Source organism: Cellulomonas sp. plas2 (assembly GCF_057221735.1).
Genome location: NZ_CM170155.1, coordinates 2,085,941 through 2,110,791, shown reverse-complemented (window position 1 = coordinate 2,110,791; position 24,851 = coordinate 2,085,941). Strand labels below are relative to the sequence as shown.

General features: G+C 77.2%; 25 protein-coding genes. 16 read left to right on the top strand and 9 right to left on the bottom strand.

Annotation, left to right across the window (positions count from 1 at the left end):
- The first annotated feature begins 207 nt into the window (after nucleotides 1–207).
- The 8 genes from AC2TDM_RS09490 (at nucleotide 208) to AC2TDM_RS09455 (ending at nucleotide 10,550) form a co-directional block, all read left to right on the top strand.
- The gene (locus tag AC2TDM_RS09490; protein ID WP_484634458.1) at nucleotides 208–1,035 is read left to right on the top strand and encodes a glucose-1-phosphate cytidylyltransferase; all 828 of its coding nucleotides are present in this window, start codon (nucleotides 208–210) and stop codon (nucleotides 1,033–1,035) included.
- Between the two features lie 168 nt (nucleotides 1,036–1,203).
- Nucleotides 1,204–2,370, top strand: a complete 1,167-nt coding sequence (gene rhaI, locus AC2TDM_RS09485; RefSeq protein ID WP_484634457.1) for an L-rhamnose isomerase — start codon at nucleotides 1,204–1,206, stop codon at nucleotides 2,368–2,370.
- A complete protein-coding gene (locus AC2TDM_RS09480) occupies nucleotides 2,371–3,894 on the top strand; it encodes a rhamnulokinase (protein ID WP_484634456.1) in 1,524 nt (507 codons plus the stop codon).
- 66 nt (nucleotides 3,895–3,960) lie between these two features.
- Nucleotides 3,961–5,034, top strand: coding sequence for a LacI family DNA-binding transcriptional regulator (locus AC2TDM_RS09475; RefSeq protein ID WP_484634455.1), 1,074 nt, complete (start codon nucleotides 3,961–3,963; stop codon nucleotides 5,032–5,034).
- Nucleotides 5,035–5,251: 217 nt separating this feature from the next.
- A complete protein-coding gene (locus tag AC2TDM_RS09470; RefSeq protein ID WP_484634454.1) occupies nucleotides 5,252–7,306 on the top strand; it encodes a bifunctional aldolase/short-chain dehydrogenase in 2,055 nt (684 codons plus the stop codon).
- Between the two features lie 81 nt (nucleotides 7,307–7,387).
- Nucleotides 7,388–8,227 carry a (Fe-S)-binding protein gene (locus tag AC2TDM_RS09465; RefSeq protein WP_484634453.1) on the top strand — a complete coding sequence of 280 codons (840 nt, stop codon included), beginning with the start codon at nucleotides 7,388–7,390 and terminating at the stop codon, nucleotides 8,225–8,227.
- Nucleotides 8,224–9,819, top strand: a complete 1,596-nt coding sequence (locus AC2TDM_RS09460; RefSeq protein ID WP_484634452.1) for a lactate utilization protein B — start codon at nucleotides 8,224–8,226, stop codon at nucleotides 9,817–9,819. The genes AC2TDM_RS09465 and AC2TDM_RS09460 overlap by 4 nt, the downstream gene beginning before the upstream one ends.
- Before the next feature lie 26 nt (nucleotides 9,820–9,845).
- Entirely contained in the window at nucleotides 9,846–10,550 is a 705-nt protein-coding gene (locus AC2TDM_RS09455; protein ID WP_484634451.1) for a LutC/YkgG family protein, read from the top strand.
- A gap of 8 nt (nucleotides 10,551–10,558) precedes the next feature.
- On the opposite strand, the gene AC2TDM_RS09450 is transcribed toward AC2TDM_RS09455, so the two are convergent.
- The 5 genes from AC2TDM_RS09450 to AC2TDM_RS09430 are packed head-to-tail and all read right to left on the bottom strand — an operon-like array spanning nucleotide 10,559 to nucleotide 14,944.
- Nucleotides 10,559–11,683, bottom strand: coding sequence for a hypothetical protein (locus tag AC2TDM_RS09450; protein WP_484634450.1), 1,125 nt, complete (start codon nucleotides 11,681–11,683; stop codon nucleotides 10,559–10,561).
- Nucleotides 11,684–11,701: 18 nt separating this feature from the next.
- On the bottom strand, nucleotides 11,702–12,835 hold the full coding sequence (locus AC2TDM_RS09445; RefSeq protein WP_484634449.1) for an ABC transporter ATP-binding protein: 1,134 nt from the start codon (nucleotides 12,833–12,835) through the stop codon (nucleotides 11,702–11,704).
- Nucleotides 12,835–13,629 carry an ABC transporter permease gene (locus tag AC2TDM_RS09440; RefSeq protein ID WP_175499583.1) on the bottom strand — a complete coding sequence of 265 codons (795 nt, stop codon included), beginning with the start codon at nucleotides 13,627–13,629 and terminating at the stop codon, nucleotides 12,835–12,837. The genes AC2TDM_RS09445 and AC2TDM_RS09440 overlap by 1 nt, the downstream gene beginning before the upstream one ends.
- A gap of 59 nt (nucleotides 13,630–13,688) precedes the next feature.
- The gene (gene modA / locus AC2TDM_RS09435) at nucleotides 13,689–14,510 is read right to left on the bottom strand and encodes a molybdate ABC transporter substrate-binding protein (protein WP_484634448.1); all 822 of its coding nucleotides are present in this window, start codon (nucleotides 14,508–14,510) and stop codon (nucleotides 13,689–13,691) included.
- A 38-nt stretch (nucleotides 14,511–14,548) separates the two neighbouring features.
- Nucleotides 14,549–14,944 (bottom strand): TOBE domain-containing protein, encoded by a 396-nt coding sequence (locus AC2TDM_RS09430; protein WP_090034362.1) that lies wholly within the window; start codon nucleotides 14,942–14,944, stop codon nucleotides 14,549–14,551.
- A 125-nt stretch (nucleotides 14,945–15,069) separates the two neighbouring features.
- Between AC2TDM_RS09430 and AC2TDM_RS09425 the strand changes: the two genes are divergently transcribed.
- The 3 genes from AC2TDM_RS09425 to AC2TDM_RS09415 are packed head-to-tail and all read left to right on the top strand — an operon-like array spanning nucleotide 15,070 to nucleotide 17,104.
- Entirely contained in the window at nucleotides 15,070–16,335 is a 1,266-nt protein-coding gene (locus tag AC2TDM_RS09425; RefSeq protein WP_484634447.1) for a ThiF family adenylyltransferase, read from the top strand.
- Nucleotides 16,332–16,868, top strand: coding sequence for a cyclic pyranopterin monophosphate synthase MoaC (gene moaC / locus AC2TDM_RS09420; protein ID WP_484634446.1), 537 nt, complete (start codon nucleotides 16,332–16,334; stop codon nucleotides 16,866–16,868). Before AC2TDM_RS09425 ends, moaC begins: the two co-directional genes overlap by 4 nt.
- Nucleotides 16,865–17,104 carry a MoaD/ThiS family protein gene (locus tag AC2TDM_RS09415; protein WP_484634445.1) on the top strand — a complete coding sequence of 80 codons (240 nt, stop codon included), beginning with the start codon at nucleotides 16,865–16,867 and terminating at the stop codon, nucleotides 17,102–17,104. The genes moaC and AC2TDM_RS09415 overlap by 4 nt, the downstream gene beginning before the upstream one ends.
- Nucleotides 17,105–17,110: 6 nt before the next feature.
- Here the strand turns inward: AC2TDM_RS09415 and AC2TDM_RS09410 are convergent, their stop codons facing one another.
- On the bottom strand, nucleotides 17,111–17,476 hold the full coding sequence (locus AC2TDM_RS09410; protein WP_484634444.1) for a molybdenum cofactor biosynthesis protein MoaE: 366 nt from the start codon (nucleotides 17,474–17,476) through the stop codon (nucleotides 17,111–17,113).
- A 28-nt stretch (nucleotides 17,477–17,504) separates the two neighbouring features.
- The gene (locus AC2TDM_RS09405; RefSeq protein ID WP_484634443.1) at nucleotides 17,505–18,140 is read right to left on the bottom strand and encodes a molybdenum cofactor synthesis domain-containing protein; all 636 of its coding nucleotides are present in this window, start codon (nucleotides 18,138–18,140) and stop codon (nucleotides 17,505–17,507) included.
- Nucleotides 18,141–18,169: 29 nt separating this feature from the next.
- On the opposite strand from AC2TDM_RS09405, the gene AC2TDM_RS09400 reads away from it, so the two are divergent.
- Nucleotides 18,170–18,808, top strand: coding sequence for a nucleotidyltransferase family protein (locus tag AC2TDM_RS09400; protein WP_484634442.1), 639 nt, complete (start codon nucleotides 18,170–18,172; stop codon nucleotides 18,806–18,808).
- On the opposite strand, the gene AC2TDM_RS09395 is transcribed toward AC2TDM_RS09400, so the two are convergent.
- A complete protein-coding gene (locus tag AC2TDM_RS09395; protein ID WP_484634441.1) occupies nucleotides 18,799–20,610 on the bottom strand; it encodes a hypothetical protein in 1,812 nt (603 codons plus the stop codon). The two genes, AC2TDM_RS09400 and AC2TDM_RS09395, sit on opposite strands and share 10 nt — an antisense overlap.
- A 125-nt stretch (nucleotides 20,611–20,735) precedes the next feature.
- Nucleotides 20,736–21,785 (bottom strand): magnesium and cobalt transport protein CorA, encoded by a 1,050-nt coding sequence (locus tag AC2TDM_RS09390; RefSeq protein WP_484634440.1) that lies wholly within the window; start codon nucleotides 21,783–21,785, stop codon nucleotides 20,736–20,738.
- 236 nt (nucleotides 21,786–22,021) lie between these two features.
- Between AC2TDM_RS09390 and AC2TDM_RS09385 the strand changes: the two genes are divergently transcribed.
- The 4 genes from AC2TDM_RS09385 (at nucleotide 22,022) to AC2TDM_RS09370 (ending at nucleotide 24,775) form a co-directional block, all read left to right on the top strand.
- Nucleotides 22,022–23,278: an AGE family epimerase/isomerase gene (locus tag AC2TDM_RS09385; RefSeq protein WP_484634439.1), complete on the top strand. Its 1,257-nt coding sequence runs from the start codon at nucleotides 22,022–22,024 to the stop codon at nucleotides 23,276–23,278.
- Between the two features lie 98 nt (nucleotides 23,279–23,376).
- The gene (locus AC2TDM_RS09380; RefSeq protein WP_175499576.1) at nucleotides 23,377–23,520 is read left to right on the top strand and encodes a hypothetical protein; all 144 of its coding nucleotides are present in this window, start codon (nucleotides 23,377–23,379) and stop codon (nucleotides 23,518–23,520) included.
- Nucleotides 23,521–23,528: 8 nt separating this feature from the next.
- Nucleotides 23,529–24,323, top strand: a complete 795-nt coding sequence (locus AC2TDM_RS09375; RefSeq protein ID WP_484634438.1) for a uracil-DNA glycosylase — start codon at nucleotides 23,529–23,531, stop codon at nucleotides 24,321–24,323.
- Between the two features lie 65 nt (nucleotides 24,324–24,388).
- Nucleotides 24,389–24,775, top strand: a complete 387-nt coding sequence (locus AC2TDM_RS09370; protein WP_484634437.1) for an STAS domain-containing protein — start codon at nucleotides 24,389–24,391, stop codon at nucleotides 24,773–24,775.
- The last annotated feature ends 76 nt before the right edge of the window (nucleotides 24,776–24,851 follow it).

Sequence of the window (24,851 nt, the reverse complement as noted above, 5' to 3'; positions counted from 1 at the left end):
TCGGCCCGACGCGGGCCGCGGAGGTCGTCGCCGCCAGGACGCGGGGTGCTCCCGCACGCGGGACGACCTGCCCACGGTAGAGGCTCGGACAAACCGGGCACCTCGCACCGACGGGTGAGACGCGGGTGAGAAAGGCCACCGGGGGCGCCGGAGGGACGCAGAGCGCCCTACGGTCGGAGCGACAGCGGACGGACGGAAAGGCACGACATGGCAGCACCGACGACAGGCCTCGACCCGGCGGACATCCCCGTGGTGATCCTGTGCGGCGGCATGGGCACGCGGCTGCGCGAGGCGAGCGAGAAGCTCCCCAAGCCGCTGGTCGACATCGGCGGCAAGCCGATCCTGTGGCACATCATGAAGACGTACGAGGCGCACGGGTTCCGGCGCTTCGTGCTCTGCCTGGGCTACAAGGGCGACCTCATCAAGCGGTACTTCCTCGACATGCGCGAGCACTCCGAGGACTTCACGCTGCACGTGGGCGGCGACCACACGCCGCGCTTCCACGGGTCGGGCGGCGACGTGGACTGGGAGGTCACCTTCGCCGAGACGGGCCTGCTCACCGGTACGGGCGCCCGCATCAAGCGGGTCGCCGACTACATCGGCGACTCGACCTTCGCGCTGACGTACGGCGACGGCGTCGGCGACGTCGACCTCACCGCCGAGCTGGCGCAGCACCGGGCCTCCGGCCTGGCCGCGACCGTCACGGGCGTGCGGCCGACCAGCCGCTTCGGCGAGATGACGGCCGACGCCTCGGGGACGAAGGTCGAGGCCTTCCTCGAGAAGCCGCAGAGCACGACGGGCTGGGTCAGCGGCGGGTACTTCTTCTTCGAGCGGCCGTTCCTCGACCGCTACCTCGACACGGACCCCGGGCTGCTGCTCGAGCGGGCGCCCCTGCAGCGCGCGGCGCGGGACGGGCAGCTCGGCGTGTACGGGCACTCCGGCTTCTGGGCCGGCATGGACACGTTCCGCGACTGGACGGACCTCAACGCCCTTTGGGACGCCGACGAGGCGCCCTGGAAGGTCTGGAAGGACTGACGAGCGGTCCCGCGCGACGGACGTGCGGGAGGGCTTGCAGAGGGGGTCGGCCGGACGAGGGCCGGCCCCCTCGTCGGTCGACTGCTGCTCCCGCCGGTGCTTGACACCTCGGCCGCGCCGATGAAACGATTCACGGGTCGTCATCGTCGAGACACCCGAGGACCTGCCGTGACCATCGACCCCACCGTCCTGCGCACGCTCGAGCGGCAGGCCATCGAGCTGCCGAGCTGGGCCTTCGGCAACGCCGGCACCCGGTTCAAGGTGTTCAGCACCCCCGGCACCCCGCGGACCGTGCAGGAGAAGCTCGAGGACGCGGCGGAGGTCCACCGCCTCACAGGGCTGGCGCCGTCCGTCGCGCTGCACATCCCGTGGGACCTGGTCGACGACTGGGGCAAGCTGGCCGCGTACGCCGAGGACCTGGGCGTGCGGTTGGGGACCATCAACTCCAACACGTTCCAGGACGACGACTACAAGCTCGGCTCCCTGACCCACACGGACCCGCGCATCCGCCGGAAGGCGGTCGACCACCACTTCGCGTGCATCGACGTCATGCACGAGACCGGGTCGCAGGACCTGAAGATCTGGCTGCCGGACGGCACCAACTACCCGGGGCAGGGGGACATCCGGGGCCGCCAGGACCGCCTCGCGGAGTCCCTGCGGACGATCTACGACCGGCTGGGCCCCGAGCAGCGGCTCGTGCTGGAGTACAAGATCTTCGAGCCGTACTTCTACACGATGGACGTGCCGGACTGGGGCACCTCCTACGCGCACGTCACGGCGCTGGGGGAGCGGGCCATGGTGTGCCTCGACACGGGGCACCACGCGCCGAGCACGAACATCGAGTTCATCGTCGCCCAGCTCATCCGCCTGGGCCGGCTGGGCTCCTTCGACTTCAACTCCCGCTTCTACGCCGACGACGACCTCATCGTCGGCGCGGCCGACCCCTTCCAGCTGTTCCGCATCCTCTTCGAGGTCGTCCGCGGGGGCGGCCTGGAGGAGGGCTCGCCGGTGGCGTTCATGCTCGACCAGTGCCACAACGTCGAGGACAAGATCCCCGGCCAGATCCGGTCCGTGCTCAACGTGCAGGAGATGACCGCGCGCGCCCTCCTCGTCGACCAGGAGGCGCTGCGGGCGGCGCAGGACGCCGGGGACGTGCTGGGTGCCAACGGCCTGGTCATGGACGCCTTCTACACCGACGTGCGGCCCGACCTCGCCGCCTGGCGGGAGGAGCGCGGGCTGCCCGCGGACCCGCTGGCGGCGTACCGGGCGTCCGGCTACGCGGAGCGCACGGTCGCCGAGCGCGTGGGCGGGCAGCAGGCCGGCTGGGGGGCCTGAGTGGACCGGCGGTCACCGACGCTGGCGGCCGTCGACCTCGGGGCCTCCAGCGGACGTGTTCTCACCGGCCGGCTCGTCGAGGGACGGCTGGTCACGCACGAGGTCGGCCGGTTCGCCAACACCCCGGTGACGACGACGGCGTGGAGCGTGGGCGGCGCCCGTGAGCGGCTGTCGTGGGACGTGCTCTCCCTGTGGCAGGGGGTGCGCGAAGGGCTGGCCGTCGCCGCCCGTGACCACGGACCCGTCGCCGGCATCGGCGTCGACACGTGGGCGGTCGACTACGGGCTGCTCGACGGCGACGGCGAGCTGCTGGGCAACCCCGTGCACTACCGCGACGCGCGGACGCAGGGGGCGCCCGAGCGGCTCTTCGAGGCGCTGCCGGCCGCCGCGCTGTACGAGCGGACGGGCATCCAGGTGCAGCCCTTCAACACGCTCTTCCAGCTCGTGGCCGAGGCGGGCAGCGCCCGGGTGCGTGCGGCCGAGGACCTGCTGCTGGTCCCCGACCTCCTGGGCTTCTGGCTCACCGGCCGCCGCGTGGCGGAGCTCACCAACGCGTCCACGACCGCGATGGTCGACGCCGCCACGCTGACGTGGAGCGGGGCCGCCCTCGACGCGCTGAAGGCCGTCACGGGGGAGGACCTGTCCCGGCTCCTGCCCGAGGTCGTCCTCCCGGGGACCGTTCTCGGGTCGGTGCTGGACCCCGTCGCCGCCGGCCTCGGGCTGTCCGGCGCGCAGGTCGTCGCCGTCGGGTCGCACGACACGGCGTCGGCGGTCGCGGCGGTCCCGCTGACGTCCGAGCGGTCCGCGTACATCTCGTCGGGCACGTGGTCCCTCGTCGGGCTGGAGCGGCCTGAGCCGGTGCTGTCGGAGGCGGGCCGGGCCGCGAACTTCAGCAACGAGCGCGGCGTCGAGGGCACGGTCCGCTTCCTGCGCAACGTCGCCGGGCTGTGGCTGCTGCAGGAGTCCCTGCGCACCTGGCGGGCGCAGGGCCGCCCCCAGGAGCTGACGGACCTGCTCGCCGCAGCCGCGGAGGTGCCGCCGCTGCGGGCGGTGGTCGACGTCGACGACCCGGCCTTCGCGCCGCCGGGCGACATGCCGGCGCGCGTCGTCGCCGCCGCCCGGCGGACCGGCGGTGGCGTCGGGCCCGTGCCGGAGAGCCCGGCGGAGGTGACGAGGTGCATCCTCGACTCGCTGGCCCTCGCCTACCGCCGGGCCGTCCGCACCGCGGGTGAGCTGGCGGGGGTCGACGTCGACGTGGTGCACGTCGTCGGCGGCGGCTCGCGCAACGCGCTGCTGTGCCGGCTCACCGCGGACGCGACCGGTCTGCCGGTGGTCGCCGGCCCGGTCGAGGGCACGGCCATGGGCAACCTGCTCGTGCAGGCGGTGGCGCTCGGCCACCTCGAGGGCGGCCTGCCCGCGGTCCGCGAGGTCGTCCGCGCGTCGGGCGACCTCGTGCGGTACGAGCCGACGGCCGCCGGCGCCGCGGCCTGGGAGCGCGCGGAACGGCGCCTCGCAGACGTGTAGGCGCGCGGGCGCGCTCCCTGCGCGGCGACGGCCGGAGGCGGCCCCGACCTGTGGAAGGATCCACGCGTGCCGCGAGCGACGACGCCCCGCCGCGCGTCCGTCGCGGACGTCGCCCGTCAGGCGGGTGTGTCCGTGGGGACCGTGTCCAACGTGCTCAACCGCCCGGAGACGGTCGCGCCCGCGACGCGCGCCCGGGTGGAGGCGGCGATCGAGGAGCTGTCCTTCGTGCCCAACGGGCTGGCGCGCCAGCTCCGCGCGGGCACCATCACGACGGTCGGCGCGATCCTGCTGGACATCCGCAACCCGTTCTTCACCGAGGTCGCACGCGGCATCGAGGACCGGCTGACGGCGGCCGACCACACGCTCATGCTGGCCAGCTCCGACGACGACCCTGCCCGCGAGGCGCGCTACCTGCGGCTGTTCGAGGAGAAGGGCGTCGTCGGGCTCCTCGTCGTGCCCGGGTCGCTCGACGTCGAGCCCCTGCGGGCGGTGCAGCGCCGGGGCGTGCGGGTGGTCCTCCTCGACGCGGCGTCCTCGTCGCCCGACCTGTCGTCCGTGTCGGTCGACGACGCGGCCGGCGGCGCGTTGGCCGCGCGCCACCTGCTCGAGCTGGGGTACCGGCGGCTGACGTTCCTCAACGGGCCGCACACCATCCGGCAGTGCGCCGACCGGCTGCGGGGGATCCGCGAGGCGGTGGCCGACGCGGGGCTCGACCCGGACGTCGTGGTGGAGGAGGTCCGGCTGACGTCCCTGGACGCGGGTGGGGGCGACGTCGCGATGGGTCGGCTCGTCGATGCGTCGGGCGGCCGGCCGCCCGAGGCCGTGCTGTGCGTCAACGACCTCGTCGCGGTCGGCGTGCAGCGTGCGCTGCGACGCCTGGGGGGGACGGCGCTCCTGTCGCGCGTGGCGTGCGTCGGGTACGACGACATCGACATCGCGAGCGAGCTGGCGATGCCCCTGACGTCCGTGCGCCAGCCGGCGCTCGAGATGGGGTACCGCGCCGCCGACCTGCTGCTCGCGCGCGGGCCGGGCGAGCCCGCGGAGCACGTGGTGTTCCAGCCCGAGCTCGTCGTGCGGGCCTCGTCCCTCGTGCCCGGCCGCGCTCGCGCGGGGGCGGGCGGGTCGTCGCCCACGTCGTGACCTCCGGGCCCGCCCGGCGGGCGGGGAACGGACGACGAGGTCCTTGCAGGCGGGTCGGCGGTCCTGCTACCGTCGTTTTGCGTGAATCGATTCAAGGGCGAAGGGCACGGCGGAACGCCGGGCCGGTGCCCGGGGTCGACCGACGGGGCGCCCGCGCCGGACGTCGGACCGCGCGCCGACCGCAGCCCCTCTCGTCCCACCTCACGGAGACCCGCCGATGACGCACCCCGAGGCCGCCGCCCTGATCGCCCGGTCCAACCGCCTGGGCGCCGACCCGCGCACCACGAACTACGCGGGCGGGAACACGTCCGCCAAGGGCACCGACACGGACCCGGTGACCGGTGAGCCCGTCGAGCTGCTGTGGGTCAAGGGCTCCGGCGGGGACCTGGGCACCCTGACGGAGAAGAACCTGGCGGTGCTGCGCCTGGACCGGCTGCGCGCGCTCGTCGGCGTCTACCCCGGCGTCGACCGCGAGGACGAGATGGTGGCGGCGTTCGACTACTGCCTGCACGGCAAGGGCGGTGCCGCCCCGTCGATCGACACCGCGATGCACGGCCTCGTCCGCGCGGCGCACGTCGACCACCTCCACCCGGACGCCGGCATCGCCCTCGCGACGGCCGCCGACGGCGAGAAGCTGACGGCGGAGGTCTTCGGCGACCGCGTCGTGTGGGTCCCCTGGCGCCGCCCCGGCTTCCAGCTCGGCCTGGACATCGCCGCCGTGCACGCGGCGCACCCCGAGGCGATCGGCTGCATCCTCGGCGGGCACGGCATCACCGCGTGGGGTGCCACGTCCGAGGAGGCCGAGGCGCGCTCGCTCGAGATCGTCCGCACCGCAGAGCAGTACGTCGCCGAGCGCACCGCCGCGCTCGAGGCGCAGGGCACGCACCCGTTCGGTCCGGTGCGCGAGGGCTACGCCGCGCTGCCCGAGGCCGAGCGCCGCCTGCGGGCCGCCGCCCTGGCGCCCGTGGTCCGCGGGCTGGCGTCGACGGACCGCCCGCAGGTGGGCCACCTGACGGACTCCGACGTGGTCCTGGACTTCGTGTCGCGGGGGGCGCTGGGCCGCCTGGCCGCGCTCGGGACGTCCTGCCCCGACCACTTCCTGCGGACGAAGGTCTCGCCGCTCGTCGTCGACCTGCCGTCCGACGCCCCGCTCGACGACGTCGTCGCCCGGCTGAAGGAGCTGCACGCGGAGTACCGCGCGCAGTACCAGGCCTACTACGACCGGCACGCGACGCCGGACAGCCCGGCGATCCGCGGCGCGGACCCGGCGATCGTGCTCGTCCCCGGCGTGGGCATGTTCTCGTTCGGCAAGGACAAGCAGACGGCGCGCGTGGCCGGCGAGTTCTACGTCAACGCGATCAACGTGATGCGCGGCGCCGAGGCGATCAGCACCTACGCCCCCATCGACGAGGCGGAGAAGTTCCGCATCGAGTACTGGGCGCTGGAGGAGGCCAAGCTGCGGCGCATGCCCGCGCCCAAGCCCCTGGCGACGCGGATCGCCGTCGTCACCGGCGCCGGGTCGGGCATCGGCAAGGCCATCGCCGAGCGGCTCGCGGCGGAGGGCGCGTGCGTCGTCATCGCGGACCTCAACCTCGAGGGCGCGCAGGAGGTCGCCGACGCGCTCGGCGGCCCCGACGTCGCCGTCGCGGTGCGCGCGGACGTGACGGACGAGGAGGCGGTGGCCGCGCTGGTGCGCGAGGCCGCGCTCGCCTTCGGGGGTGTGGACCTCGTCGTCAACAACGCCGGGCTGTCCATCTCGAAGCCGCTGCTGGAGACGACCGTCAGGGACTGGGACCTCCAGCACGACGTCATGGCGCGCGGCTCGTTCCTCGTCGCCCGCGAGGCCGCACGCGCCATGATCGCCCAGGGCATGGGTGGCGACATCGTCTACATCGCCTCGAAGAACTCGCTGTTCGCAGGGCCCAACAACATCGCCTACTCGGCGACGAAGGCCGACCAGGCCCACCAGGTGCGCCTCCTGGCGGCGGAGCTCGGTGAGCACGGCATCCGGGTCAACGGCGTGAACCCGGACGGCGTGGTGCGCGGTTCGGGCATCTTCGCGGGCGGGTGGGGCGCGCAGCGAGCGGCCGTGTACGGCGTGCCGGAGACGGAGCTGGGCACGTACTACGCGCAGCGCACCCTGCTCAAGCAGGAGGTGCTGCCAGAGCACGTGGCGGCCGCCGTCTTCGCGCTGACGGGGCCGGACCTGGTGCAGACCACGGGGCTGCACGTGCCGGTCGACTCCGGCGTCGCGGCGGCGTTCCTGCGCTGAGCCCCGACCCGCCCCCCGGCCTGTGAGCGGGTCGGGGGGGGGCGGCGTCGTCGTGTCGGACCTCTGGGATAGGAAGAGCACGTGCGCATCGCCATCTTCGCCACCTGCCTGTCGGACGCGCTGTTCCCGCAGGCCGCCCAGGCGACCGTCCGGGTGCTCGAGCGCCTCGGCCACGAGGTCGACGTCCCCGCCGGGCAGGCGTGCTGCGGGCAGATGCACGTGAACTCGGGCTACCAGGGGCAGGCGCTGCCGGTCATCCGCAACCACGTGCGCGCGTTCGAACCGGTGCTCGACGGGGAGTGGGACGCCGTCGTCGCCCCGTCGGGGTCCTGCGTGGCGGCCACGCGTCACCAGCAGGGCATGGTGTGCCGCCGGGCGGGCGACGAGCGCCTGGCCCGGCGGGCCGAGCAGGTCGCCGGCCGCACGTACGAGCTCTCGGAGCTCCTGGTCGACGTGCTCGGGGTGACCGACGTCGGCGCGTGGTTCCCGCACCGCGTGACCTACCACCCCACCTGCCACTCCCTCCGGATGCTCCGGGTGGGGGACCGGCCCACCCGGCTCCTGCGCGCCGTGGCCGGCCTCGAGCTCGTGGACCTGCCCGAGGCGGACCAGTGCTGCGGGTTCGGCGGCACCTTCTCGCTGAAGAACTCCGAGACGTCGGCCGCGATGGTGGCGGACAAGTGCGCGAACGTGGTGTCGACCGGCGCCCCGTACCTCACGGCGGGGGACTGGTCCTGCCTCATGAACATCTCCGGCGCGCTGGACCGGGGCGGCTCGGGGGTGCGGTCGCTGCACCTGGCGGAGATCCTCGCCGCGACGCGTGAGCACCCGTGGCGGCCCGAGCCCGAGGTCGCGCACGTCGGGCGGGCCGCGGGGCGTGGTGCGGGGCGGTCGGCGGGGCGGGCGGAGGTCGGGGCATGAGCGTCCACCTCGGGATGCCGACCGTCCGGCCGCTGCCGGCGGCCGACCCGGCGGACCCGCTGCGCTGGGGGCCGACGTTCCCCGACGCGGCCCACGAGACGCTGCAGGACGGTCAGCTGCGCGCGAACCTGCGGCGCGCGACGCACACCATCCGTGACAAGCGCCTGGCCGTCACCGCCGAGCTGTCGGACTGGGAAGACCTGCGCGCCGCCGGGTCCGGTGTGAAGCAGCAGGTCATGGCGACGCTGCCCGACCTGCTCGAGCAGCTGGAGGCGAGCGTGACGGCCCGGGGCGGGGTCGTGCACTGGGCGCGGGACGCCGCGGAGGCCAACCGCATCGTCACCGACCTGGTCCGCGCGGCCGACGCCCACGAGGTCGTGAAGGTGAAGTCGATGGCCACGCAGGAGATCGGCCTCAACGAGCACCTGGCCGCCGCCGGGATCGAGGCCACCGAGACCGACCTTGCCGAGCTCATCGTCCAGCTCGCGGGGGACATGCCCTCCCACATCCTCGTGCCGGCCATCCACCGCAACCGGGACCAGATCCGGGACATCTTCACGGGGTCGATGGGCGACGCACCGGCCGGCCTCACCTCGGAACCGGCCGACCTCGCGGCGGCGGCCCGGGCCCACCTGCGCGCCCGCTTCCTGCGCGCCGACGTCGCCATCTCCGGTGCCAACCTCGCCGTCGCCGACACGGGCACGGTCGCGGTGGTCGAGTCCGAGGGCAACGGGCGCATGTGCCTGACGCTGCCGCGGGTCCTCATCACGGTGATGGGCATCGAGAAGGTGCTGCCCACGTTCACCGACCTCGAGGTGTTCATGCAGCTCCTGCCGCGGTCGTCGACGGGGGAGCGGATGAACCCGTACACGACCTTCTGGACGGGGGTGACGCCGGGGGACGGGCCGCAGGAGTTCCACCTCGTCCTCGTCGACAACGGCCGCACGCGCGCCCTGGCCGACGAGATCGGCCGGACAGCCCTCCACTGCATCCGCTGCTCGGCCTGCCTCAACGTCTGCCCCGTGTACGAGCGCACGGGCGGGCACGCCTACGGCTCGGTCTACCCCGGTCCGATCGGCGCGATCCTCACACCACAGCTCCTCGGCGTCGGCGCGGAGGGCGGCCTCGACCCGCACGACCCGGCGGCGACGCTCCCGTTCGCCAGCAGCCTGTGCGGCGCCTGCTACGACGCGTGCCCGGTGAAGATCGACATCCCGACCGCGCTCGTGCACCTGCGCGACCAGGCGCAGCACCCCCAGGGCCGGCGCGCGCGCCCGACGGGGTGGTCGGTCGGACTCGGGCTGGCCGCCCTGTCGATGCGGTCGGGGACGGTCTTCCGCTGGGCCGGGCGGGCGGTGCCCCTGGCCCGGCGGCTGCTGCCGCGCCGGGTCCGGCGCCTGCCGTTCCCCGGCAGCCTGTGGACGTCGAGCCGCGACCTGCCGGTGCTGCCCCGGCAGACGTTCCGCGACTGGTTCGAGCAGCGCCCCGAGCCGGGGGCCGCCGGCGGGCAGCGCGCCGGCGGGCAGGTGGCCGACCGGCAGGGGACCGGCGGGACCGGTGGCACCCGCGCGGACGGGGAGGAGCAGCCGTGAGCGCCCGGACGGAAATGCTGGCACGCGTGCGTCGGGCGCTCGCCCCGGCACCGGGCCGCAGCGCGGCGCCCGTCCCGACGGTGCCCCGCGACTACCGGCGGCACGGGGACGTCGCGACGGGGTCCCCGGAGGCGGTCGAGCTCCTCGTCGACCGGCTCGTCGACTACCGCGCGACCGTCGTGCGCACCTCCACCGCCGGGCTGGCCGCAGCGGTCGCCGCCCAGCTCGAGGGGGTGCCGCGCGTGGTCGTGCCGCCGGGCCTGGACCCCGCGTGGGTCGCGGCCGCGCGGGAGGCGGTCGGCGAGGTGCTCGTCGACGGCGTCGCGCCGGTGGGGGACCCGACCGGTGACGCGACCGGCGATGCGACAGGGGATCCGATGGCCGTGCCCGGCGCGTCCGTGGCGCCGTTGTCCCACGCCGCGCTCGACGCGACCGCGGCGGTCGTCACCGCGTGCCGCGTGGCCGTCGCCGAGACCGGGACGATCGTGCTCGACGGGGAGGGGGACCAGGGCCGGCGCGTCCTGACCCTGCTGCCGGACCGGCACGTGTGCGTCGTCCGCGCGGACCAGGTCGTGGGCTCGGTGCCGGAGGCCGTGGCGCTGCTCGCGACGCACCCGGAGCGGCCGATGACGTGGATCTCGGGCCCCAGCGCGACGAGCGACATCGAGCTCGTCCGCGTCGAGGGCGTGCACGGGCCGCGCGACCTGCGGGTGCTGGTGGTCGAGGACTGAAGAGCGGGTCAGGTGCGCGACTCCCGTTGCACCTCGGCCTCGGCCTCGGCCTCGGCCAGCAGCCGCTCCGCGTCCTCCACCTCCTCCGCCGTCCGCTCGCGGTCCGTCCGGGTGGCAGCGGCGGCCTCCGCGGCCGACCTCGCCGCCGCCGCCGCGGCCTGCGTCGTCCGCCGTTGAGCGTCGAGCTGCCGCTCGAGGTCCGCCAGCCGCTCCTCCAGCGCCGCCTCCGCGTCGCGGGCATCCGCGGCGTGCCGGTCGGCCTCGTCCTGCGCCCGCCGGGCGTCGTCGGCCTGCCGCACGGCGACGTCGGCCGCCTCCCGGGCCGTCGCGAGCGCGGTCCGGGCGGCCTCCCGCGCAGCCTCGGCCCGTTCGCGGCGGCGCGTCCGTTCCGCGTCCTGCTCGGCTGCGCGACGCCGGCGGCCGTCCGAGGCGGTCGGCACGCGCGCCGGCGGTGCGGACGGAGGCGGGGACGTGCCGGCCTCGTCGGGCAGCCCGAAGCCGACGTGCGTGCGGGGACCCGTCAGTCGCCCGGACGTCACCTCGGCGGCGACCGACGGGTCGGTCAGGGCCGCGGAGAGCGTCGTCTCCACCTCGAGCGCCACGGCGTCGGTGATGCGGTGGCCCTCGGCACGCGCCACGTCGCGCGCCCGCTGGACCAGCGCCGCGACGAGCTGGCGGCGCTGCCGGTCCAGGTCGCGCAGCCCCGGCCCGTCGAGGTGCGCGGCGGCCTCCCGCAGCCCCGTGCCGAGGTCGCGCACCTGCCCGGCCAGCAGCGGGCTGTCCACCATGAGCAGGTTGACGAGCCACGCCGACACGGTCGGCCGTCGCAGGGCGGCGATGCCCGCGGCCGCCTCGCGGTCCCCGGTGCTGCGCGCGAGGCGGGCCGCGGCGTCCCGCCGGCGGACGAACTCCTCCGGTGGTGCGACGTAGAGGTCGGCGGCGGCGTGCGCGACGGCGTCCGGCTCGCCGTCCTGCTCGGCGGCGTCCTGCTCGGTCGCGTCCTGCTCGGTCGCGTCCTGCTCGGCCGCGTCGTGCCCGGTGGCGTCGTGCCCGTCCGCGTCGTGCTCGTCCGCCCGGTGCTTAGCTGCGTCCGCCTCTGCGGCGGTCCGGGCGTCCTGTCGTCGTCGGGGCACGGCGCCATCCTGGCCGACCTACCGCGGCTGCAGCACCACCTCCTGGGGCGGCACCTGCACCCACAGCTCCGGTGCGCCCACGCTCAGGGCGGCGACCCGGTCGGGCTCGACGTCGGCGAGCAGCGCTGCCCCGGCACGGCCGGTCGGCTGCAGGCGCAGCCGCACGGCCTGGCCCTGGTGCTCGAGCCCCACGAGCCGGGCGGGCCACCCGTCGGCCGGACCCGTCCCCGCGTCGTCCGCCGTCCCCACCGGTGCCCTCGCCACCCGCACCGCACCGGGGCGCACGGTGACGAGGACGGGTCCGGGCCGGGCGGGAGCGACGGCCGTGACGAGCTCGCCGCCGCCGTCCAGCCGCACGCGCACCCCGTGGACCGTCCCCTCCCACAGGTTGAGGCCGACCAGCCCGGCGACGAACGGCGTGCGCGGCGCGGCGACGACGGCGGCGGGCGGGCCCTCCTGCACCACGCGCCCGGTCTCGAGCACGACCAGGTGGTCGGCGAGCGCGAGGGCGTCGAGCACGTCGTGCGTGACGAGGACGCCGGTGCCGTCGGCCCGCGGCAGGTGCTCGCGGAGCAGCGACCGGACCTCGAGCCGGGCGAGCGCGTCGAGCGCGGCGGTCGGCTCGTCGAGCAGGAGGAGCGCCGGCCGCACCGCCAGGGCGCGGGCCAGCGCCACGCGCTGCGCCTGCCCGCCCGACAGGGCCCGCGGCCGCGCGGCGGCGAGGTGCGCGGCGCCGACGGCCGCGAGCCACCGGTCCGCGACCTCCCGGGCGCGGCGACGCGGCAGACCCTGCGCGCGCGGCCCGAACGCGACGTTGTCCCGCGCGTCGAGGTGGGGGAGCAGGAGGTGGTCCTGTGGGAGCAGGCCGACGCCGCGCCGGTACGCCGGGACGCGGACGCCGGCGTCGACGTCGTCGAGCACCTGCCCGCCGACGACGACGCGGCCGGCGACCAGCGGCACGAGTCCGGCGAGCGCCCGCAGGAGCGTGGTCTTGCCGGCCCCGTTCGGCCCGAGCACCGCGACCACCTGCCCCGGGCGTGCCGTCAGCGCGGCGTCGAGGACGAGGTCGCCGCGCCGCACGCGGACGGCGGCGTCCAGGCCGCCGTCGGGAGCCGGTGGGTCCGGCGTCGTGACCGGCGTCGGGGCCGCCATCACCGCAGCCACCGGTGCCGCAGCACGAGCAGCACGGCGAGGGACACGACGAGCAGCAGCACCGACAGCACGAGGGCCGCGTCCGGGTCGGACTCCAGCGCGAGGTAGACCCCGAGCGGCAGGGTGCGCGTGACGCCGGGCAGGCTGCCGGCGAAGGTGATGGTCGCGCCGAACTCGCCGAGCGCCCGGGCCAGGCACAGGACCGTCCCCGACAGCACGCCCGGCGCGACCAGCGGCAGCGTCACGCGGCGGGCGACGACCCCGGGCGACGCCCCCAGGGTGGCGGCCACCTCCTCGTGGCGGCGGTCCGCGGCGCGCAGCGCGCCCTCGACGGCGACGACGAGGAAGGGCAGCGCCACGAAGGCCTGCGCCAGCACGACGGCGGCCGTCGTGAAGGGCACGGTCACGCCGAAGGCCAGGTCCAGCGGGCGGCCGAGCAGCCCCCGCCGGCCCAGCAGCATGAGCAGGGCCACGCCCCCGACGACGGGGGGCAGCACGAGGGGCACGCTCACCAGCGCGCGCACGGTCGCGGCCGCACCGCCGCGGGCGCGCGCGAGCAGCCACGCGAGCGGGAGCCCGACGAGCAGGCACAGCCCCGTCGCCGCGGCGGCGCAGCCGAGCGACAGCCGCAGCGCCTGCCCGACGGCCGCGTCGGCCAGGACCTCGGGCGCGCGGGCCCACGGCGTGCGCACCACGAGGGCCAGGAGCGGCAGCACCAGCAGCGCCACCCCGACGCCCGCGGGCACGCCGGCGACGACGCGCGCCGACCGCGGGGCGCCGACCTCACCGCCGATCCCGCCGCCGACCTCGCCGCCGCCGGCGCGGCCACCCCGGACGACGCGCCCGCGCGGGCTCACGACGTCGCGGCGTCGGCGACGAGGAACCCGCCGTCGCGCAGGACGTCCTGCCCGTCGGCCGAGGTGAGCCGGTCCAGGAAGGCCCGGGCCGCCGCCGGCGACGGCGCGTCGGCGAGCACGGCGGCGGGGTACTCGGTGACGACCTGCGCCGCCTCGGGGACGGGCACGCCGCGGACCTCGTCGCCGGCGGCGATGACGTCCGTGCGGTAGACGAGCGCGGCGTCGACCTCGCCCAGCCGCACCTTCGTCAGCGCCGCCCGGACGTCGTTCTCCAGCGTGTCGGGTGCCGGCACCAGCCCCACGAGGGCGAACAGCTCCGCCGAGGCCGCCCCGCACGGCACCTCCGGCGCGCACAGCGCGACGGTGCGCCCCGGGTCGGCGAGGTCGGCCAGGCCCGTGACGGCCCCGGGGTCGTCGGGGGGGACGGCGATCTCGAGGGTGTTCGACGCGAGCACGACCGGCAGGTCCTCGACGAGTTCTGCGTCGACGACGGGCTGCATCGTCGCCGTCGACGCGGTGACGAGCACGTCCGCAGGGGCGCCGGCGAGGACCTGGGCGGCGAGGGCGGAGCTGCCGGCGAGGCTGACCACGACGTCCACCGAGGGGTGCCGCGACTCGAAGGCCGTCTCCAGCTCCGCCATCGCGTCCGTCAGCGAGGCGGCGGCCAGCACCGTCACGGTCCCCGCGAGCTCGGGGGAGGCCGGTGCCGCGACGGGGTCGCCGGCGGGGGCCGCCGCGTCCCCGGCGCCCGCGCAGGCCGCCAGCCCGGCCACCGCGACGGCCGCGGCCGCGCGGACGGCGAGGACGGGTGCGGCCACCACCCGGTCGTGCCGCCGCCGTCCCGGGTCGTGCGGGCTCACGCGCCCGCCCCCGCACGCTCCACGACGACGACGGTCGCCTTGACCACGGCCTCCGCGAGGACGCCGGGGGCGAGCCCGAGCTCGTCGGCGGCCTCCCGGGACATGAGCGAGACGAGCCGGAACGGGCCCGCCTGGAGCTCCACCTGGGCCATGACGCCGTCGCGCACGACGTCCGTGACGATGCCCGGCAGCCGGTTCCGGGCCGACGAGCGGCCGTCCGCGTCCAGGTGCCGCTGGGCGCGCAGCACCGCCGCCAGGGCCGCGCCGTCGACGACGCGCCGGCCGGCGGCGTCGTGCTGGTCGGGCAGGAGCCCCCGGTCGACCCAGCGCCGGACCGTGTCGGTGCTGACCCCGAGCACCTCCGCCACCTGCGGCACGCGCAACGTCGTCACGGATGCGACGGTACAGCAGCACGTGCGGCTCGACAGACGCGATCGAGCCGCATCCGCGTCCGCACCCGGCTGCCTGCGCCCGGACCGCCGGACGCCAGGCGCGAGCCGTGGCGCACAATGGCGACGTGCCGCTCGCCCCGCTCGTCGCGCCCGGGCCGCCGCTCGACGCCGAGGAGGCCGAGCGCTGGTCGCGCCACCTGCTGCTGCCGGACCTCGGCGAGGTCGGGCAGCGCCGACTGCGCGCCGCGCGCGTGTGCGTCGTCGGTGCCGGGGGGCTGGGCGCACCCGTGCTGCAGTACCTCGCGGCGGCCGGCGTCGGCACCCTCGGCGTCGTCGACGACGACGTCGTGGACAGCTCGAACCTGCAGCGGCAGGTGGTCCACGGCGAGGCGGACGTCGGGCGGCCGAAGGTGGCCAGCGCGGCGGACGCGGTGCGGCGGCTGAGCAGCCGCACCCGCGTCGTCGAGCACCCCGTCCGGCTGGACGCGAGCACGGCCGGCCTGCTCGACGGCTACGACCTCGTGGTCGACGGCACGGACACGTTCGGGTCCCGGTACGCGGTCGCCGACGCGTGCGCGCGCCGCGGTCTGCCGGAGGTCTGGGGGTCCGTGCTGCGGACCGACGCGCAGGTGTCGGTGTTCTGGGGGCGGCCGCCCGCGGGCAGCGGCGTGGTGCCGGTGCAGCTGCGCGACCTGTTCCCGGTGCCGCCGGCGCCGGGCGAGGTGCCCTCGTGCGCCGAGGCGGGGGTGCTCGGCGCCCTGTGCGGCGTCGTCGGGAGCCTCATGGCGCTGCAGGCCGTCCAGCTCCTCACCGGGACGGGCGAGCCCCTGCTCGGCCGCGTCGCCGTGCTCGACGCCGCCCGCCTGCGCTGGCGGGCGGTGCCGCTCGTCGGCCGGCTCTCCGGTGCCGTCCCCGAGGACGCGCCGTGCCCGTCCGGCGCGCGCGAGGACGACGTGCCCGTGGTCGCGGCCGCCGCGCTCGTCGCCGAGCTGGCGGCCGTCCCCGCCGGGACGCGCGCGCCCGTCGTCGTCGACGTGCGGGAGCACGGCGAGCGGGCGCTGGTGCGCCTGCCCGCCTCGGTGCACGTGCCGCTGGCCGCGCTGCTCGCGCAGGGCGACGGGCGCGTGCCCGGGGTCGAGGACGACGCCCCGCTCGTCGTGCACTGCGCGGCCGGTGTCCGCTCCGCCCGGGCCGTCGCCCACCTGCTGGCCACGGGCCGCCGCGGAACCGTGCGGTCGCTGGCGGGGGGCGTGCAGGCCTGGGTCCGCGCCGGCGGCGAGGTCGTCCGGGGCACCGGCCCCGCACCTACGACCGACGCCGCGTCCCCGACCGGCACCGCGCCCACCATCGCGCCCACCACCGACGACGCCCCCCGCAGGAGGACCGCATGAGCGACCAGGGCCCGCCCGACCACGGGCTGACCCACCTCGACGCCGCCGGGCACGCCCGGATGGTCGACGTGACCGGCAAGACGCCGACCGTCCGCGAGGCGTCCGCCTCGGCGCGCGTGCGGTGCTCGCCGGCGGTGGTCGGGACGCTGCGGTCGGGCACCGCGCCGAAGGGCGACGTGCTGGCGGTCGCCCGCATCGCCGGCATCGCGGCCGCCAAGCGCACGCCCGACCTGCTCCCGCTGGCGCACGTCATCGGCGTGCACGGCGTCACCGTCGACCTCGAGGTGGACGACGAGGGCGTCGTCGTGCGGACCTCGGTGCGGACGGCCGACCGCACCGGCGTGGAGATGGAGGCGCTCACGGCGGCCGCCGTCGCCGCGCTGGCCGTGGTCGACATGGTCAAGGGCCTGGACCGGCTGACGGAGATCACGGACCTGCGCGTCGAGGGCAAGTCCGGGGGACGGTCCGGGGACTGGCGGCGGGGCGACGCGGCGTCGGCCGCGGAGGCCGTCGTCGCGGGGGGTGCCGCGTGATCACCGTGCGGTACTTCGCGGCGGCGGCCGAGGCGGCGGGCCGGGACGAGGAGCGCCTCGAGGCGTCCGCGACCGCGGCGGACCTGCGCGCGGACCTGGCCGGCCGGCACGGCGCCGACCTGCGGCGGGTGCTGACGCGCTGCTCGCTCCTGGCCGACGGGCACCGCCTCGACGACGGCTCCGCCGTCCCGCCCGGGGCCACCGTGGACGTGCTGCCGCCCTTCGCCGGCGGGTGACCGCGCTCAGGCCGAGCCCACCCACGTGTGGGAACCGTCGGCCAGGACCTCCTTCTTCCACACGGGCAGCTCGGCCTTGACGGCCTCGACGAGCGCGCGGCAGTGGTCGAACGCCGGGGCGCGGTGCGCCGTCGCGACCGCGCAGGCGATGGCCGGCTGCCCGACGGCGAGGCGACCGACCCGGTGGCTCACCGCGACGCCGAGCACGTCCGGGTGGGCGGCCGTGGCGTCCGCGAGCCGGCGCAGCACGGCACCCGCGTCGGGGTGGGCCGAGTACTCGAGCGCCACCACCTCGCCCGTGACGGCGGGGTCGTGGTCGCGCACCGTGCCGACGAACAGCGTGACCGCGCCGGCCGCCGGGTCGGCGACCATCGCCAGGTGGGCGGCGGCGTCGAGCGGCTCAGGGGTGAGCGCCGCCGCCGCTGCCGTGCGTGCCGTGGTGCCGGTCGTGCCGGTCGTGCGCTGCGTGCCCTCCGTGCTGGTCGGCACCGGTGGGCGGGGCGGGGGAGTCGTCATGGTCGCCTCCGGCGAGCTGGGCGGTGAGGTGGTCGAGGACGGGCAGGAGCACCGCCAGGCCGTCGCGAGCGCCCCCGGGGCTCCCCGGCAGGTTGACGACGACGACCCCGCCGGCCGTCACGCCCGCCAGCCCGCGCGAGAGGATCGCGGTCGGCACGTGCGCGGCCCCGGCACGCCGGAGGGCCTCGGCCACGCCGGGCAGCTCCCGGGCGAGCAGGGGGGCGGTCGCCTCGGGCGTGAGGTCGCGCGGTCCCACCCCCGTCCCGCCGCTGGTGAGCACCACGGCCGCGCCGGCGTCCGCGGCGTCGCGCACCGCCGCGCGCACGCTCTCGACGCCGTCGGGCACGACGACGGCGTCCCCGCACGACCACCCCGCGTCGCGCAGGCCCTCGACCAGCACGACGCCGGACCGGTCGACCCCCTCGCCGCGCGCGCGGCGGTCGGAGGCGACGACGACGGCGGCGGTGCGCGGGCGCACGGGAGCGGGCGCGCGGGGGGTCACGGCGGCGGGCTCGGGCACCGGCGCACTGTAACTGCCGGGGGTGCGACGTGAGCGGGGCGGGCACGCGCGTGGCCGCACCCGTCCCTGTCGGCCTCGTGCTCGCCGCGGGGGACGGCACCCGCATGGGCGGCCCCAAGGGCGCGCTGCGCACCACCGACGGGACGCCGTGGGTCGTCGCCGCCTGCGCGGTGCTCCGGGCGGCCGGGTGCGCCGAGGTCCTCGTCGTCGTCGGCGCCCACGGGGACGAGGTCGCCCGGCTCGTCCCCTCGGACGTCGCGGTGGTGCGGGCGTCCGGGTGGGAGCGCGGGCCGCAGGCGTCCCTGGCCGCCGGCGTCGCGGACCTCGTCGAGCGGTACCCGGACCGCCGCGGCACGCCCCGCCCCGACGTCGCCGTCGTCGTGCTCGTCGACGCGCCCACGACCCCCGACGTCGTCGCCCGCGTGCTGGGCGCCGCCCGGGGCCCGGCCGCGCTGGCCCGGGCCACCTACGCCGGGCGGCCCGGCCACCCGGTGGTGCTCGGCCGCGACCACTGGCCGGCGCTCGCCCGTGGCGGCGGCGCGCGCGACCTGCTCGCCGGGCCCGGGGCCGTGGTCGTGCCGTGCGCCGACCTGCACGACGGCCGCGACGCCGACACGCCCGCCGACCTCGTCGGGCCGGACGCCGTGCGCTGGGGACGCTACTGGTAGGTGACGAGGTCGGGCGTCGGCTGCACCGCCCAGGTCTGCTCCGGGGTCAGCACGGGCGTGTCCTCGTCGAGGAAGTTCTTCCAGCCCCACAGCAGGCCGGGCGGGGCGTCCCGCCGCAGGGCCGCCCACGTGCCGGCCTTGGCCGGCTGGCTGCCCTGCCCGTCCACGTGGACCAGGACGGCGACCTCCGGACGCGTCGTGGTCAGCCGCTCGCGGCCCTGCACCATGCTCGCGCGGAACTGGTGCAGCACCAGCAGCTTCTGCGGCAGCGCCTCCCGCCGCACGAGGTCGACCAGCCAGGCGCGCACCGCCTCGACCTCGTCGACGCCGACCGACCCGATCTGCTGCAGCGGCAGCTCGTCGGGCGCCAGCCGCCACTCCGGGTCGAGCGCGAGCCCGACCCACGGCCGGCGCAGCAGGTCCTCGTAGGCGCGGGCCTGGGTGAGGAAGTCGTCGCGGCCGGGCTGCAGGTCGAGCAGGACGTAGGCGCCGGCGGCACCGGCCGCGTCGACCCAGGGCGCGAGCGCGGCGGGATCGAGCTCGGAGGAGTAGTCGCCGTCCCCCGGTCCGGCGGACGCCACCGTCGCGATGATCTCGAGCGTGGGCACGACGGGCGCGTCGGTCAGCGCGTCGTAGGGCGCCGCGACCTCGCGGGCCCGCTGCAGCGTCGCCTCGAGGCCCTGCTCGCCGAGGAGCCCCAGCGCGGGCGCCCCGGGCGTGCCGTACAGGGCGACGAGGTGCCGGCCCGGCAGGACGCGCTGCCCGCCGCCGGGCAGCTGCACCCCGGTCGACGCCGCGCGGACCTGCCACGCGAGGGTGCCGGGATCGGCGAAGGCCCCGACCGCCAGGACGGGCGCGTCGGGCGCCAGCGGTGCGCCCGCGGAGGCCGCCACGCGGACGACGGCGTCCGCGGCGGCCATGTCGGCTCCCGCGACGACGGCCACGGGCAGACCGGCGGCGCGGGCGGACGCCGCCGCGGCGGGCGAGGGCGTCCCGCCGTCGACGACGACGAGCCCGGTACCCGCCGGCGGGCCGGGCCGGGTCCGGCGCAGCAGGGCCTCCGCGGCGTCGCGCGCGGGCCCGGCGCCCGCGCCCGGTACGGGTGCTGGTGACGGTGCTGGTGCCGGTGCCGGTGCCGGTGCCGGTGCCGGTGCCGTCCCCGCCGGGGACGCCGCCGCGACGGCGTCCGTGACGGCCAGCACGGCCGCCGGCGAGCCGTCGCCGGCCACCCCGTCGGCCACCGCCGGCAGCGCCCGCCCGAGCAGGTCCGCCAGCGCCGCGTCGTCCGCGGGCGCCACGACGTCGCGCACGTCGGGCGCGTCGGGCGCGTCAGGCACGGCCGGTGCGGCGCCGACGCGCAGCACCACGCGGGCGCCGAGACGGTCCACCTCCGCGGCGACGACCGGTCCCGCGGCGGCCCCCGCCGTGAGCAGCAGCGGCACCCCCAGCGCCACGGCGGCGCGCGCCGCCCGCACCTGGGCGCGGAGGTCCTCGACGGGCGCGAGCACGACCACCGGGGCGGTCGCGAACAGCGCGGCGCTCGTCGCCACCGCGGCGGCGACGGCGTCGTCGGGCGCGACGACGGCCGTCCCGGCCGGCGGGCGGGGCGTGGCGACGGCGGCTGCGGTCGCCGCAGCGGGGGAGGTCGGCGTGGCGGAGGGGCGGGGGACCGGCGCGACCGGCGACGCGGAGGGCGACGCGAACGCGGACGCGCCCGCGCCCGGCCCGGCGCCGCCGCCGCCGCCCCCGACCGCGGCGCTCGTCGGGCCCGCCCCCGGCGTGCACGCGGCCAGGACGGCCACGAGCCCGCCGGCCAGCGCGGTCGTGAGTGCGGTGCTCGTGAGTGCGGTGCTCCTGAGTGCCGTGCTCGTGAGTGCCGTGCTGCTGACCGCGCCACCGGCCCTCGTCGCCGGCCTCACAGCCGGCCTCACAGCCACCCGTTGCGGCGGAAGGCGCGGTGCAGGAACAGGCACGCGCCGAGGATGACGAGGAGCACCGCGGGGTACCCGTAGCGCCACGTCAGCTCCGGCATGTGCTCGAAGTTCATGCCGTAGATCCCCGCGATGGCCGTGGGCACGAGCGCGATGGCCGCCCAGGCCGAGATCTTGCGCATGTCCTCGTTCTGCCGCAGGGCCACGCGGCTCTGCCGGCTGCTGACGCGCGCGCTGTTCGCCTGCAGGACGTCGGTGAGCTGCCGGTCGACGACCTCCAGCGCCTCGACCGCCCGCAGCAGGTGGTCGTGCACGTCCCGGAACCACGGCCGCGCGGCGTCCGGCACGTGCGGGACCTCGGCGTCCGCCAGCCGCTCCAGGGGCCGGACGAGCGGCAGGACCGCCCGCCGGAACTCGGCGACCTCCTTCTTCAGAGCGTAGATGCGGGCCGACCGGTCCTCGCCGTCGGGGCCGAAGACGGCCTCCTCGATCTCGTCGACGTCGACCTCGAGCGCCGCCACCACGTCCTCGTACCCGTCGACGATGCGGTCCGCCACGCGGTACAGCACCGTCGCGGGACCGAAGAGGGGCAGGTCGTCGTCGTCGCCGCCGCCGTCGTCGCCCCCGGTGCCCCGCGCGTCCAGCTCGGCCCGGACCTGCGTCATGGCGTCGGCGACGAAGGCGCCGTGCCGCACGGTCACGACCGCGTGCGCGGTGAGGAAGAGGGCTAGCTCGCCGACGTCCACGACCTCCTCGTGGTCGACGTAGCGCACGGGCTTGAGGACGACGAACGCGTCCTCGCCGTACACCTCGAGCTTGGGGCGCTGGTGCGCGTGCACGGCGTCCTCGACCGCGAGCGCGGGCAGGCCGAAGGTGCGCGCGACCTCGTCGAGGTCCCCGCTGGCGGGCGACTGGAGCGCCACCCACACGAACCCGTCGGGCGACACCGGCGCGGTGCCCGCCGCCGCCAGTGGCAGGTGCCCGGGCACGCGCCGACCCGCCTCGTACAGCCCGCAGTCCACGACCACGTCCTCGGCGCCTGTCACGGGCGCCCATCCTGCCCCCTCGGGCCGTGCGGACGGGCGTGCGGCACGGACGCGGCACGGACGCGGCACGGACGCGGCACGGACGCGGCACGGACGCGGCACGGACGCGGCACGGTCGCCTCGACGACGCTGCACGGGCGTGCTGCTGGGGCCGCCGCGTCCGGCATGATGAGGACGGGCACCGTCCGGGTGACGGGTCCGGGCAGAGGCTCGACGACGAGTCCCCGGGAGGGACCATGCAGCAGGCGGTGCCGGTGCGGCAGGACGACACGGTCGTGCGGTGGGTCGACCTGCCCGACCACCGGGCCTGGCTCGCCGGTGCGCTGGCCGACCAGCTGCGCTCCGGCCGCGGGTTCCCCGCCGTCGGCGGTGGCGCGCACTACCTCGACGACGAGGGCCGGCCCGACCTCTCGCGGCCCGTCCACACGTGGGTCACCGCGCGGATGGCGCACGTCTACGGGCTCGGGCACCTGGCGGGGCTGCCCGGGACCCGGGCCCTCGCGGCGCACGCCCTCGCGGGGCTGCGCGGCCCGCTGCACGACGCGGAGCACGGCGGCTGGTACGCCTCCGTCGGCCCCGGGGACGAGCGGGACACGACGAAGGCCGCCTACGCGCACGCCTTCGTCGTCTTCGCGTCGGCGACGGGGTCGGTCGCCGGCCTCCCCGGGGCCCGGGACCTGCTCGACGACGCCCTCGAGGTCCTCGACACGCGGTTCTGGGAGGACGGCCCAGGCCTGCACCTGGACGCGGTCTCCGCCGACTGGTCGCAGGTCTCGGTCTACCGGGGCGTGAACGCGAACATGCACAGCGTCGAGGCGCTGCTGGCGGCCGCCGACGCCACGGGCGAGGAGCGCTGGCGGCGGCGTGCGGGCCGCATCGCCGCCACGGTGCTCGGCTGGGCCGCCGGCAACGACTGGCGCATCCCCGAGCACTTCGACGCCGAGTGGCAGCCGCAGATGGAGCACCACCGCGACGAGCCGGACCACCCCTTCGAGCCCTACGGCGCGACGGTCGGGCACGGCCTGGAGTGGGCCCGGCTGGCGCTGCACGTGCGCGCGGCCCTGGGGGACGAGGCGCCGGCCGGGCTGCTCGAGGGCGCGCAGGGCCTGTTCGAGCGCGCGGTCGCCGACGGCTGGGCCGCGGACGGGGAGGACGGGTTCGTCTACACGACGGACTGGGAGGGCCGCCCCGTCGTGCGCCAGCGCATGCACTGGGTGCTGGCGGAGGCCGTCGGCGCGGCCGCCGCCCTCGGCGCCGTGACGGGGGAGCGGCGCTACGAGGACTGGTACCGCACGTGGTGGGATTACGCCTCGGAGCACGTCGTCACGCCGCAGGGCTCGTGGATCCACGAGCTCGACACCCAGAACCGCCCGGCGGGCACCGTCTGGCCCGGCCGGCCCGACCTGTACCACTCCGTGCACGCCGTGCTGCTGCAGCGGCTGCCGCTCGCCCCGACCGCGCCGACGGCCCTGGCGGCCGGCCTCCTGCGGTAGGCCGACGTGCCGACGCGCGCCCGACCACCCAGGATGGGGCGACCCGTGCACGTCCGTCCCCACCCGTTCGACCAGCGACGCCCCGAGAGGTCCCGACGATGACCATCCCGCCCAGCCGCCCGCGGCCCGCCCGCATCGGCGAGACGCCGATCTACGACCAGGTGGTCGCCGAGCGCGGCGACCCGGCGCAGTGGGGTGCCGCCACGCGGACCACCGGCGCGGGGGCCGCCGCCTCGCGCTAGGGCGTGCGGTGACCTCCGGTGCCGCGCCCGCGGCGTCCGACGACGAGCACGCCGCCGCCCACCCGCTCGCCGCGCGCGGCTGCGCCGACGTGGCCGCGCTCGACGCCCTCGTCGTCGGGTGCCGTGCCTGCCCCCGCCTCGTCGCCTGGCGCGAGACGGTCGGCCGTGAGCGCCGGGCGGCGTACCGGGACGAGGAGTACTGGGCGCGGCCCGTCCCCGGCTTCGGGGACCCGCACGCGCGGGTGCTCGTCGTCGGGCTCGCGCCGGCCGCGCACGGCGCCAACCGCACCGGCCGGATGTTCACCGGCGACCGCTCGGGGGACGTGCTCGTCGCCGCCCTGCACCGCGCCGGGCTGGCGTCCCAGCCCACGACGCGGTCCGCCGACGACGGCCTGCGCCTCACGGGCGCCCGCATGACGGCACCGGTGCGCTGCGCGCCGCCCGCCAACGCCCCGACGCCCGACGAGCGCCGGCGGTGCGCGCCGTACCTCGCTCGGGAGGTGGAGCTCGTCGACCCCGCGGTGGCCGTCGTCCTCGGCGCCTTCGGCTGGGCGGCGCTGCTCGCCACGCTCGCCGACCTCGGGTGGGTGCTGCCGCGCCCGCGGCCGGCGTTCGCCCACGGCGCCGAGGTCGTCCTCGCCGGTCCGGGCGGGCGCCGGCTCACGCTGCTGGGCTGCTACCACGTCAGCCAGCAGAACACCTTCACCGGCCGGCTGACGCCCGCGATGCTCGACGCGGTGCTCGCGCGCGCCCGGGTCCTCGCCGTGGCGGCGCCCCCTGCGGAGGGCGCTGCGGGCGGCTGAGGACGCGCCCCGCGGACGTCCCGTCGCGGTCGCCGACGCGGCGGTCGCCCCGCATGCTGTGCGGCATGGCCGACAGCACCCCCGTCCCCGCCGCGGTGTCCACAGCGCACGGGCGGGTGGAGGTCGAGCCGCAGGACGACGGCGTGGTGGTGCGCCTGGCCGGCGACGTCGACCTGCTGCTGGCCCCGCACGTGCGCGAGGTCGTCCGGGCGGTCGAGGGGGCGCGGGTCCAGGAGATCGACGTCACGGACGTGACCTTCGTCGACTCCGCGGGCATGGCGCTGCTGATCCAGGTCTGGGTCGCGGGCGGCCGGCGGCGGGTGCCGCTGCGGGGCGCGGGCGACCAGGTGCTCGAGCTCGTGGCGATGATGTCGCTCGGCGAGCTGTTCGACGTGTGGGACGGCCCGCGCGGCGGCCACGCGACCGCGTGGCACCTCCGGCCCAGCACCTGAGAGCCGCCGGACGGACCACCCGTCCGTGGCGGCGCCTCCGAGCTGCGGCGTCACTAGCATCGCGGTCGCCGGGGAC

Bases quoted from the DNA above. Each gene is read 5' to 3' on its own strand.
- AC2TDM_RS09490 (WP_484634458.1), top strand. From the start codon at position 208: ATGGCAGCACCGACGACAGGCCTCGACCCGGCGGACATCCCCGTGGTG.
- AC2TDM_RS09470 (WP_484634454.1), top strand. From the start codon at position 5,252: ATGACGCACCCCGAGGCCGCCGCCCTGATCGCCCGGTCCAACCGCCTG.
- AC2TDM_RS09460 (WP_484634452.1), top strand. From the start codon at position 8,224: ATGAGCGTCCACCTCGGGATGCCGACCGTCCGGCCGCTGCCGGCGGCC.
- AC2TDM_RS09445 (WP_484634449.1), bottom strand. From the start codon at position 12,835: ATGGCGGCCCCGACGCCGGTCACGACGCCGGACCCACCGGCTCCCGAC.
- moaC (WP_484634446.1), top strand. From the start codon at position 16,332: ATGAGCGACCAGGGCCCGCCCGACCACGGGCTGACCCACCTCGACGCC.
- AC2TDM_RS09410 (WP_484634444.1), bottom strand. From the start codon at position 17,476: ATGGTCGCCGACCCGGCGGCCGGCGCGGTCACGCTGTTCGTCGGCACG.
- AC2TDM_RS09385 (WP_484634439.1), top strand. From the start codon at position 22,022: ATGCAGCAGGCGGTGCCGGTGCGGCAGGACGACACGGTCGTGCGGTGG.
- AC2TDM_RS09380 (WP_175499576.1), top strand. From the start codon at position 23,377: ATGACCATCCCGCCCAGCCGCCCGCGGCCCGCCCGCATCGGCGAGACG.
- AC2TDM_RS09370 (WP_484634437.1), top strand. From the start codon at position 24,389: ATGGCCGACAGCACCCCCGTCCCCGCCGCGGTGTCCACAGCGCACGGG.